This window comes from Gracilibacillus thailandensis, from assembly GCF_010994055.1.
GTDB classification, from domain to species: domain Bacteria; phylum Bacillota; class Bacilli; order Bacillales; family Amphibacillaceae; genus Gracilibacillus; species Gracilibacillus lacisalsi.
The window spans coordinates 1-10,444 of the sequence record NZ_WJID01000100.1 but is presented as its reverse complement, the minus strand read 5'-3'; the positions used below and the strand labels follow the sequence as shown (position 1 = coordinate 10,444).

Sequence of the window (10,444 nt, the reverse complement as noted above, 5' to 3'; positions counted from 1 at the left end):
CTTTGGACAGGACCGGCGGGGTTTGCCGGTTTTTCTTAGGTGAAAAAAGGATAAAATGACCAACAATAAACATAAGTTAGCTGAAGGACAACCCCCACAGAAGGGGAAGTGGGCAGCCGGAGGGGTTGTTATCATCACGATATATTTCACAATTACCGCTTAGGTGACCGCACATCTAATTATACGCTACTTCAAACAGAACTTTCATTACTTCGCAGTATATATCTACTACTAATGAATAGTGGGCGGTAAATCTGCCTATTTTTTATTTTGGAAATTGTACTCTACAGCGGTAAATAGGTTGACCTTTCGCTGAGAATTTTTCTTCATATTCAGTCATCACATTAGTTGGGTCATCTAATCGATGTAAATCTAATGTGACTTCTTCCAAAGTACAGCCAAATTGAGAAAAACTTACTAAAGAATATTCAAATAATCCCCTATTATCAGTCTTTAAAACTAATTCTCCATTTGGTTTCAAAATTCTTTGATATTGCTCTAAAAAAGTATGATAAGTCAACCTTCTTTTTTCATGTCTGTTTTTTGGCCATGGATCCGAAAAGTTAAGGTACATTTGATCTATTTCATTATCTTCAAATAAATCCGATAAGTCCTGGGCATTTTCATTTATTAATGTCACATTTGCGCGCTCGGCATCTTTCACTTTTTCCACCGCAGACACAATTATACTTTTGACAACCTCGATTCCGATAAAATGAATATCCGGATATTGTCCCGCCATTCCTTCAATAAATTGACCTTTACCTGTACCGATTTCTAAATGCAATGGCTTACCTTCACTAATCTCTTGTCGCCATTTACCTTTATATTCAACAGGGTTTAATTCGACAATCTCGTTATTTTCTTTCAAGTAATCATCTGCCCATGGTTTATGCCTTGCTCTCATGAAATTTAGCTCCTTTATACAGTAAGTCTTTACCAATGGTAATACTAATGGTTAGTGCAACGTCGAGATCCCCACATTTCATCATTGATTTGCTCAATTTCTAAAGTGAGGTTTTACGGAAAATTAACACCGTGACACAAGAATATCTTTTATGTTTCATTTTGCCAATTGTCACTTTAATCATACACTAAATTGGCTTTTGCTAATTAATTAGCAAAAGCCTTCTACATTGAATTTCTGTATACTATTTTCTTTTTTAGAACATGCTAATCATAAAGGTGGGAGATAAGTTATGGCATTAAATGTAAATAACCAGCTAGATTTACTGCATGATCTTTTAAGTCTACATGCTGAAGAATGTTGCGGCAGTACTTCAGAATGCGAACAAATATCAAGATTAATCAGATCTCTTCAACAACAACCATCGATTCAAAATAGCGAATTATCCCAAATAGTAGATGTGATCGACCATTATGGGGCTTCTGGCGCAATTTCTCATAACGTAGATGATCATATAAATCAACACCAAACAGATATTCAACAATGGTTACAAGTGATTAAAGATTCCAATCATTAATTTGATGTAGAAGCTGATTCAACTCATTTAAATGGGTATCAGCTTCTTTTATCCTATGGCGATTTTCAGACCATACATAACCAATTATTTCTTCAACCAATAAATACCAGTGCATGCGTCGCATTAAATATCGACTATTTTCCATGCCATAGTGTTCAAGCCATTGATCCCATTCCTGCTTTGGTATATAGGATTGAAGAATTCTCCCTATATCCATAGCTGGATCACCGACACGAGCATTATCCCAATCAATTAAATATAATTCACCATTTTTAGATAACATCCAATTGTGATGATTCAAATCACAATGGCACACAACTTGTTGATCATAATAAACGTCTAACAACCGCTCTTCTAGGTATATAATCGCCTTATAGATCGTAAGTGAATGCCGTGCAAATTTGTTACCCTGTACGAATTGTTTCACTCTTACTAACATTTGATCTGGTAGGATAGTAGATTTTTCTATCCGTAACAACATATCTAATAATTCAGAGGAATGATGGATTTTACTTAATAATTTTGCTACTTTAGGGTGCTGCATCTCTTCAATATTTAAGGCTTTACCATCCAGCCATTGTTGAGCTGTCACTACATCACCGTTCTCAAGGCGCTTTGTCCAAACAAGTTTTGGCACAATACCTTGTGCAGATAATACAGCCAAAAATGGAGATGAATTTCGTTTTAAAAATAGTTTTTTCTGATTTGATTGGGCATAATAAGCCGCACCGGTTGATCCACCAGCAGGGATAATCGTCCAATCTTCACCTAGAATATGTTCCACAGCTTGTCACCCTCAATTCCTCTTAATTGTCTCTTAACCTCTTTATCTTTAAAAAGGGAATAGTAATAATAGATTAACGCAAAATCAGGTATAATTTCAAGAGAAAATTTAATTTTCGACAAAAAATATATCTATTTTTGTCATTTTGAAAAAGAATCTGACGGCTCATCTTGTTCCCATTCCGGTCTTTTTACCGCAATCGACTCACAATGTTTTAGTAATACTTCTGCAACTTTTAGCTGCTGGTGCTTTAATGGTGTTAATAATTGTTGTTTCTGTTTGAGCCATTCCTCATGATCATCTCGGTCAATGAATTTGGTATGATATGGCTCTAATTGGTAATCCATCACATTTGTTCGAGATAACACTACTTTTTTTATTGGAAAATCTAGTTGGTATTTCTTTAAGATGCTTTGAATAATCGTTTCTGTCCGTTTCGTGCTTATTAATGGACTTAGAAATTTACTTTGTATATTGTTTTCTTCTATAAACCATAACCTTGAATCATTTGGAATAATTACCTGATTCTTTGGCTTTTCAATTAGTGTGATAATTTCAATTTCTAAGGGACTGATTAATACAATATCCCCCTCCATTGGTCCATTTTTTAATTGAAAAATGGGTAAGTACATAAGTAAGTGTGTATCAGGTATGCGCTGTAAAAAGTATTTCAATAAATAATCCTGATAATATGAGCGATTTATAAAAGACATTTCATTAATGGTTGTCGATGCCCATTTAAGTTGAAATGGGATTAATGTATCTAAGAAATAGTGTTTCAACTCGTCCTCTGAGGCTGGTAAAAAATTGATGTCATCTGTATCTTCTTCCATATCAATATCTTCTGCTTCAGACCGACTATTGAAGAAAGAACGCCATTTCGAAAAATTAGACTCTTTTAACTCTTTTTCATTTTCGGCTTCTAATTTTAGTTGTTTCTGATCTTCCCATAAATATTTTAAACGCTCCCAGTTTTCCTTCTTCAACCGCGAAAATTGGCTCGGGTAATGAAAAATATCCCGTTGATAACGTGAAATATAATTTTCTAATTTAATTAGCTGAGCCACTTGTGTCACCTCATTTCAATTCAAACTGCCGCCAAATTTGATATTTTTGCTTTTTTTCTGGATGTATTTCATATATAACCACTTTATTTATGTGTAGCTGTTTTTCACCAGTTGGTTGGTTAAGAATGGTTTTATTCTGTAATTGTTGTTCACTTGCCCATTTTTTAGCAAGCGTTATATGAGGAGTAAAGGGTCTTTTATCAATCTGTACATACTTCCCGACTATTTGTATTATATCATGATGTAATTGTACTAAGTCAGGATGTTTTTCAACTCCTACCCATAATACACGTGGCTTATTTACTGATCCAAAGGTAGAAAGTCCATCAATTTTAACTGTAAAAGCTCGATTGTCCAACTGTTGCAATTGATCTGCTATACGCTTTAGTTTCGTTCTATCAATTGCACCGAAAAAATGTAAAGTGATGTGAAAATCGTTGTGGTCAACCCAGTTTTTATAGTGAAAGTCAGTCTTTAACCTTTGTTGAATCTGATAAAGCCATTTTTTCGTCTCATAGTCAATCTCAAAAGCAATAAAGTAATGTCGTGTAGTATTCATACTATTACCCTCTTATTATTTTCTGATATGTTGGTTTATCACATATAACAAACAATTCAGCGTTATTAGGTATGGTCTCATCCAGCATTCGGTTGATATTTAAATGGTGGCGATCTGCAACAAGTGTTGCCCCTTGTTTCAATAAATCATCAAATGCATCTTTATATGTATTCCACGATGATTTTACCGGTACATAAAATAAATCGTCACCTTGTGACCTTCGAAGCAATTGTCCAAATATATTGGACATCCCATTTCGAAATGCTGACCGCACAAATAAAGAAGATATGGTTTCATTTGATATAATAAATTCGTCAATTTGCATATATTTAAAATTCTTAATATGGTTTTCTTCCATAACTTCGACGATTGTATGTACTTCTGGTGCCATTGATTCAATAGTTGAAGCTATTAATAATGTTTTACCATCAGCTAATTGACCTTCCACTATCTTATCATCGGCAAAGATTAATACTGATTTTGCTTCCTTTATATTTGCCTTTTCTAACGGCTCCTTCTCAGATGGATTTCCTTTTATGTAATAAATGTTTGTGTCTAGCATTGGTGCTTTCTCTAATTGGTCGATAATAATAATTTCTATATCTTGATGGGTTGCAAGCATTTCCTTAATAGCAAACTTCGCCTTTTGAGACCACCCGATAATAATATAATGTCCTTTACCTTTATACACAATATCACCTTCCTGTCTTTTTTTACGGTAAATCGCCAGACTATCTATTATTTTCCCTATCACTACACCAATTAGCCCGATACCAAAAACATATAAAAATAATGCCAACAATCTTCCTCCAACCGTTTCTGGATAAAGATCACCATATCCTACTGTTGTAACAGTAGTCATCACCCACCAGAAACCATCAAAAATAGTTGGGAAGGAGTCTCTCTCAATGAAGACAATTAATATAGATGAAAGTACCACTAACAGAATACTTGTTATAAATAACATGTAATTAGGAATATGGATAACTTTTTTCATCAATTGTTTAAGAATGTGCATGAAATATTCACCTCGATTTTTTAATTATCTGTAAATTAAAAGTTATCTGTAGAAAATACATGAAATAAAGTGTAAAATAGAAAGTACATCATGAATATACTTTAACAAGGTTTAACTTGAAAACTTTGAAGGAGTGATTTTTTGAGTCAATCAACCACCCGCATGCTAACTCGTGTGAAGGCTGTCTACCTATTTATTAGAGAGAATGGACCGGTCACCACGAGCCAAATAGCTGAAGAGTTTGGCATTACTGATCGCACCGTACAACGAGATTTACATTTGCTAGCATACAATGGGCTTGTAAATAGTCCAAATCGGGGACGTTGGAAAATCACAAATAAAAAAGTAAAAATCTCCTAATATAATTGATTGAATATATTCTTAACCAGTATTGGTCTAATACTGGTATTTTATTTGCTACTTAATTGGTCCACCTCTTCTGTTGTTAGCTCCCGATATTCTCCTAAGTTGAGTTTCTCATCTAACTGCAAGCTTCCCATTGACAATCGCTTCAAATACAACACACTATTGTCAACAGCTTCAAACATTCGCTTGATTTGATGAAATTTCCCCTCTGTAATCGTAATTTCTACCATTTTATCTTCAACAGCTTTTAATCTCGCTGGCTTAGTGACATAACCATCTTCTAACATAACACCTTCAGCAAATTGTTTAATGTCATTATCAGTAATCGTTTTCGCTAATCTTGCAATATAGGTTTTATCTACATGTTTTTTTGGTGATAGTAGCTCGTGTGCCAACTGCCCGTCATTCGTTAATAATAATAAGCCTTCCGTATCTTTATCCAATCGTCCAACAGGAAAAGGAGATAATACCTTATCTTGTTTTTTTATCAGATCGAGAACCGTTTTTTGCCTTTGATCCTCGGTTGCAGACAGATATCCTGCTGGTTTGTGCAACATTAAATAGATATATTCTTGATACTGAATTACTTTATCATCACACTTTACTTGATCTTTGTCCGGATCAATCTGGATATCTGCTTTACGGATCATTTGGTCATTAACAGTTATTCGCTTCTTCTTTAATAATGTTTTGACATCTTTGCGGCTACCGTAACCCATATTTGCTAAAAATTTATCTAAACGAATAATAGTTGCCTCCTTTCTATCTTCTGATTAATCGATCTAAAATAGCAATTCTTCTTCCTGTAATTCTTTCAAATAAGGTTGATGCATAACCTAAATATAGATAAACGGAACCACCAGCAATGACACCAATTAGCATCATTAATATAGCATGGAGTCGATTTTCATGAACATCTAAGAACAAGCCAAACACATATTTTACCACTAACAACACAATAACCATTATACTTGTAAAAATCAGCATTAACAGCGATAATTTATAAAATTTACGGTAATTGAAACTGATCGCTTTTTTTATTTGCCACAAGTTAAGCAAAACAGCAATGAAAGTACTAATTAAAGTAACAATGATAGCCCCTTTTGCTGCGAATATTTGAATGAATATTGCATTTAATAATATCTTCGTAAGAATACCAGCGGATAAGCTTATTAGGGTAAAGTTTTGCTTTTCGACCCCTTGTAAAATATATGAGGTAACCGTAAAGAATGCAAAGGTTAACGCAACTGGCGCATACCATGCAAAAACTTCACCGGTTATGTCAAGATTTTTTAAACCAAATAAACCACCATAGATCGGGTCTGCAAGCAGAATTAAGCCAAATACAGCAGGAAGTACAAAAAACATAATAATTTGTAAAGCCTGGTTAATTTGAGCATTTAATTTTTGCATCTTATTCGAATTAAAAGCACTAGTAATTTCAGGTATTAAGGCAAGCGATAATCCTGTTGCGATAGTAACAGGAATGATAACTAATTTGTGTCCTTGTAAATTAAATGCCGAGAAAGCAATATCTGCTATATCTCCATCACCTCTTGCCGTCATTGCATGACCAAACGTAAATTGATCAATCAGTTGATACATCGGAATAGCTATACCAACAAGTACAAAAGGACCTGAATAGCGAAATAATTCCTTTAATAAATCTCTTACAGGAATAGTCACTTTTTCTTTTTGATTTTCAATCGCTGTGTCCAGATACTTTTTACGTTTTTTCCAGTAAAAAGCTAGCACAACCCAAGATGCGATACCACCAACAAAAGCAGAAAATGCTGCAAAACCAATTGCAGTTGCATTCGTTCCTCCTACAATTTCTAAAACTACAAAAACAGAAACAAGTAAAAACATGATTCTGATAATTTGCTCTATTACTTGAGATACTGCCGTTGGGCCCATTGATTGGTTTCCTTGAAAAAATCCTCTCATAATAGCCATACTTGGAATAATTATTAAAGCAAAACTAACCATCTGAATAACAGATTTCACTTCCTCTAAAGTTACACCTTTACTGTCTTCATCTTTTGTCCAGCTTGCTATGAGATCTGCTCCAAAATACATAATTAAAAAAGCAAAAAAGCCTGTTATTAACATTAACAAACTGCCTATTTTTAACATTCTCATACTTGTATAATAGTCATTTAATGTATTATATTTTGCTACAAATTTGGAAACTGCTAAAGGTACGCCTACCGTTGCTATACTTAACAATATTGTATATGGGATATAAGCATATGAATATAAGGCTGTTCCCGTTGCACCTACCATATTAGCGAAAGGAATAACATAAATCATCCCTAGAAATTTAGATAAAAAACTTGCTCCCGTGAGCAATAGTGTACCACGTAAAAAATTTGAACTTGACATGCTTTCACCTTTATTCATTAAATTATGTAACGTTAATATTTTAACATAGCAGCACACAGATTGTTATTGATTTCGACAGATAATTTGTGAATCTCGTCGAACTACGATAAAGTGATCTTTAGCGAAACTTATCAGAATGTTAGCTTTTGACCAAGTGCTACTTGAAGCTTTTACAGACTGTTAGCACCGTGATAGGCTTTTACTACAATGAGATATGAATGGAAGGAAGAATTGTTAAAATGATGGATGTAACGATTATTGGTGGTGGTCCAGCTGGACTGATGGCAGCAATAGCTTCCGCTGAACAGGGAGCCAAAACCATATTAATTGATAAAGGAAATAAACTAGGAAAGAAACTAGCGATATCTGGTGGAGGAAGATGTAACGTAACGAATCGATTACCTGCTGATGAAGTAATTAAACACATTCCTGGAAATGGTCGTTTTCTCTATAGTGCTTTTTCTATATTTGATAACTATGACATTATTGATTTTTTTGAAGGGCTAGGTGTTGCGTTGAAGGAAGAAGATCACGGCAGAATGTTCCCTGTCAGTAATAAAGCAAATGATGTAGTCGATGCATTACTACAGCGATTGGATGAATTGCATGTCACTGTAAAGAAAAATACGGTCGTAAAAGCGATTGATTACAGAGAACGTACACATCAAATTATATTAGATAATCAGGATAATATAGAAACGAAGGCGGTCGTTATTGCTGCAGGAGGAAAGGCGGTTCCCCACACGGGATCAACTGGTGACGCTTATCCATGGGCGAAAAAGGCGGGACACACAATTACAGCATTATATCCAACAGAGGTGCCGATCGTTTCTAATGAAGAGTTTATCCGTAGCAAGAAATTACAAGGTACGGCATTACGTGATATTGCATTATCGGTTTTTGATGAAAAAGGTAAGAAAGTCATTACACATCAAATGGATATGCTTTTTACGCATTTTGGAATTTCTGGTCCTGCAGTATTAAGATGCTCTCAATATATCGTTAAGTTGCTGATGAATGGTCTAAAGCAAGTTGAGGTACAAATAGACGCCATTCCTGACAAACCTGCACATGAGCTTCTCTCTGAACTTTCAACCATGATAGATCAACATTCCAAACGGACTTTCAAAAACGTTGCTAAAGGGTTGGTTCCAGAAAGATACTTAGATTTTTTATTAGAGCAAAACGATATTTCACCAACAATTAAATGTGCTAATATTTCCCGGGAAAAACTAGAAGGATTCCTTAACGACCTTAAAGGTTTCTCTTTTCAGGTCCATGAAAGTTTACCATTAAAAAAAGCTTTCGTTACCGGTGGAGGTGTCTCCATTAAAGAAATTGTACCTAGCACCATGCAATCGAAATTAATGCATGGCCTATACTTTTGTGGGGAAGTTTTAGATATTCATGGTTATACAGGTGGATATAATATCACTTCAGCCATGGTTACCGGTAGAGTGGCAGGTATGCATGCCGCATGGGAAAGCTTAAGTTAATCATAAAAAAAATCCAGACTATACATTTAGTGAATAGTCTGGATTTTTCCTTTTATTATCAAAACGCTCACCAACCGGCAAGTTTACTTAATGCTAGTTACTAGCATTTACTCTTATGTTTGCGCTTGATGCTGGCATATATAATTTCTTTGATAGTAACTGTTGTGCTATTAAGAATAACCCACCTACTGCCCAATAAAGTGGTAATGCTGCTGGCGCATTAAAGGAGACCAATCCAATCATGACTGGGGAAATTAATCCCATGATAGCCATTTGTTTCTTCTGATTTGGTTCCATACCAATTTGAGTTACACGGAATTGAATGAAGTAAATCGCTGCTGCAACAAAAGGCATGATTAAATCGCTTTGTCCAAGATTAAACCAAAGAAAGCTATGTTCTGCGATTTCTTGAGTTGTCCGAATCGCATAATAAAAACCAATTAAAATTGGGAATTGAATAATCAAAGGCAGACATCCTATTGATGCAATTGGATTAAAATTGTGCTTCTGATATAATGCCATCGTTTCCTGCTGCATTTTCTTTTGTGATTCCGCGTCTTTTTTTCCCTTATATTTTGCCTGAATGGACTCCATTTCAGGTTTTATAACCGCCATTTTGTCACGCATTTGATAACTATTCTTTGATTGCTTGAGCATAAGTGGCATTAATGCTAAACGCACGATTAATGTTACAACAATAATGGAAAATCCATAGCTACCACCTAATACAGAAGCTACCCCTTTAATGATGTTCGAAAATGTTAAAACAAAATATTTATCAAAAAAACCGGCAGTTTCAGGGTCGATTGGCTCACCTGATGTCGCAGCTTGACAGCCAGATAAAAGGACTACGGCTAATACAGCCAGTCCAATAAAACGATATTTTTTAATGAAAGTGAATACAGATTGCATGTTTGTCCTCCTCGTTTTAATGAAATAGCTTGAACGCACGAGAAGGAATGGTTGTCTTCATCATCATCCGGACTTTCTTTACGTTTCATTTTGTTAGTGAGCCAACTTTGGATATCTAGCCACTGCCCAATAATCAATGCTTTTTGCTGTAACTGTAATTGAATCGAGTAGTAGTTATTATTATTGATTATTTTTTCATACCTTGTAAGCTGGTAGTGCGGGATATGAATCAACCCATAGGAACAAATCAGCGCAATGTAAAAGGTTAAGTAAATGTACATTGGATGCAAATCGTTATTCAATTCACCAAGCATTTCTAAAACCATCTGTATTCACCTCCCTCTATATAATTCAAATATCGTTAATATACTCT

Annotated in this window: 12 protein-coding genes; 3 read left to right on the top strand and 9 right to left on the bottom strand. The window is 34.8% G+C overall.

Translation table 11 applies throughout. The features are described 5' to 3' along the window. Nucleotides 1–265: 265 nt before the first annotated feature. Complete coding sequence (trmB, locus tag GH715_RS20195; RefSeq protein ID WP_153837059.1) at nt 266–907, bottom strand: tRNA (guanosine(46)-N7)-methyltransferase TrmB; 642 nt, start codon at nt 905–907, stop codon at nt 266–268. Nucleotides 908–1,199: 292 nt separating this feature from the next. On the opposite strand from trmB, the gene GH715_RS20190 reads away from it, so the two are divergent. Continuing rightward, nucleotides 1,200–1,484 carry a YtzH-like family protein gene (locus GH715_RS20190; RefSeq protein WP_153837058.1) on the top strand — a complete coding sequence of 95 codons (285 nt, stop codon included), beginning with the start codon at nt 1,200–1,202 and terminating at the stop codon, nt 1,482–1,484. Here the strand turns inward: GH715_RS20190 and GH715_RS20185 are convergent. From GH715_RS20185 to GH715_RS20170, 4 genes are all read right to left on the bottom strand, one after another. Further along, on the bottom strand, nt 1,465–2,268 hold the full coding sequence (locus GH715_RS20185; RefSeq protein ID WP_163578796.1) for a phosphotransferase family protein: 804 nt from the start codon (nt 2,266–2,268) through the stop codon (nt 1,465–1,467). The genes GH715_RS20190 and GH715_RS20185 overlap by 20 nt on opposite strands. Nucleotides 2,269–2,408: 140 nt before the next feature. Then, nucleotides 2,409–3,335: an NERD domain-containing protein gene (locus tag GH715_RS20180; RefSeq protein ID WP_163578795.1), complete on the bottom strand. Its 927-nt coding sequence runs from the start codon at nt 3,333–3,335 to the stop codon at nt 2,409–2,411. Nucleotides 3,336–3,345: 10 nt separating this feature from the next. Next, nucleotides 3,346–3,894 carry an RNA 2',3'-cyclic phosphodiesterase gene (thpR, locus tag GH715_RS20175; RefSeq protein WP_153837057.1) on the bottom strand — a complete coding sequence of 183 codons (549 nt, stop codon included), beginning with the start codon at nt 3,892–3,894 and terminating at the stop codon, nt 3,346–3,348. Between the two features lie 4 nt (nt 3,895–3,898). Continuing rightward, the gene (locus GH715_RS20170) at nt 3,899–4,912 is read right to left on the bottom strand and encodes a potassium channel family protein (RefSeq protein WP_153837056.1); all 1,014 of its coding nucleotides are present in this window, start codon (nt 4,910–4,912) and stop codon (nt 3,899–3,901) included. A 141-nt stretch (nt 4,913–5,053) separates the two neighbouring features. Between GH715_RS20170 and GH715_RS20165 the strand changes: the two genes are divergently transcribed. Further along, the gene (locus GH715_RS20165; protein ID WP_018933617.1) at nt 5,054–5,272 is read left to right on the top strand and encodes an HTH domain-containing protein; all 219 of its coding nucleotides are present in this window, start codon (nt 5,054–5,056) and stop codon (nt 5,270–5,272) included. Between the two features lie 50 nt (nt 5,273–5,322). Here GH715_RS20165 and GH715_RS20160 read toward each other — a convergent pair whose 3' ends face one another. Both GH715_RS20160 and GH715_RS20155 read right to left on the bottom strand, forming a co-directional pair. Next, complete coding sequence (locus tag GH715_RS20160; protein WP_163578797.1) at nt 5,323–6,024, bottom strand: pseudouridine synthase; 702 nt, start codon at nt 6,022–6,024, stop codon at nt 5,323–5,325. A 16-nt stretch (nt 6,025–6,040) separates the two neighbouring features. Then, nucleotides 6,041–7,663, bottom strand: coding sequence for a putative polysaccharide biosynthesis protein (locus tag GH715_RS20155; RefSeq protein ID WP_153837054.1), 1,623 nt, complete (start codon nt 7,661–7,663; stop codon nt 6,041–6,043). 239 nt (nt 7,664–7,902) lie between these two features. Between GH715_RS20155 and GH715_RS20150 the strand changes: the two genes are divergently transcribed. Beyond that, nucleotides 7,903–9,159, top strand: coding sequence for a BaiN/RdsA family NAD(P)/FAD-dependent oxidoreductase (locus GH715_RS20150; protein WP_163578794.1), 1,257 nt, complete (start codon nt 7,903–7,905; stop codon nt 9,157–9,159). Between the two features lie 93 nt (nt 9,160–9,252). Here the strand turns inward: GH715_RS20150 and yidC are convergent, their stop codons facing one another. Both yidC and GH715_RS20140 read right to left on the bottom strand, forming a co-directional pair. Beyond that, a complete protein-coding gene (gene yidC / locus GH715_RS20145) occupies nt 9,253–10,071 on the bottom strand; it encodes a membrane protein insertase YidC (RefSeq protein WP_153837052.1) in 819 nt (272 codons plus the stop codon). After that, the gene (locus GH715_RS20140; protein ID WP_153837051.1) at nt 10,014–10,397 is read right to left on the bottom strand and encodes a hypothetical protein; all 384 of its coding nucleotides are present in this window, start codon (nt 10,395–10,397) and stop codon (nt 10,014–10,016) included. The genes yidC and GH715_RS20140 overlap by 58 nt, the downstream gene beginning before the upstream one ends. Nucleotides 10,398–10,444: the final 47 nt, after the last annotated feature.

Coding starts and splice junctions, on each gene's coding strand:
- trmB (WP_153837059.1), bottom strand. CDS start 907: ATGAGAGCAAGGCATAAACCATGGGCAGATGATTACTTGAAAGAAAAT.
- GH715_RS20190 (WP_153837058.1), top strand. CDS start 1,200: ATGGCATTAAATGTAAATAACCAGCTAGATTTACTGCATGATCTTTTA.
- thpR (WP_153837057.1), bottom strand. CDS start 3,894: ATGAATACTACACGACATTACTTTATTGCTTTTGAGATTGACTATGAG.
- GH715_RS20170 (WP_153837056.1), bottom strand. CDS start 4,912: ATGCACATTCTTAAACAATTGATGAAAAAAGTTATCCATATTCCTAAT.
- GH715_RS20155 (WP_153837054.1), bottom strand. CDS start 7,663: ATGTCAAGTTCAAATTTTTTACGTGGTACACTATTGCTCACGGGAGCA.
- GH715_RS20150 (WP_163578794.1), top strand. CDS start 7,903: ATGATGGATGTAACGATTATTGGTGGTGGTCCAGCTGGACTGATGGCA.
- yidC (WP_153837052.1), bottom strand. CDS start 10,071: ATGCAATCTGTATTCACTTTCATTAAAAAATATCGTTTTATTGGACTG.
- GH715_RS20140 (WP_153837051.1), bottom strand. CDS start 10,397: ATGGTTTTAGAAATGCTTGGTGAATTGAATAACGATTTGCATCCAATG.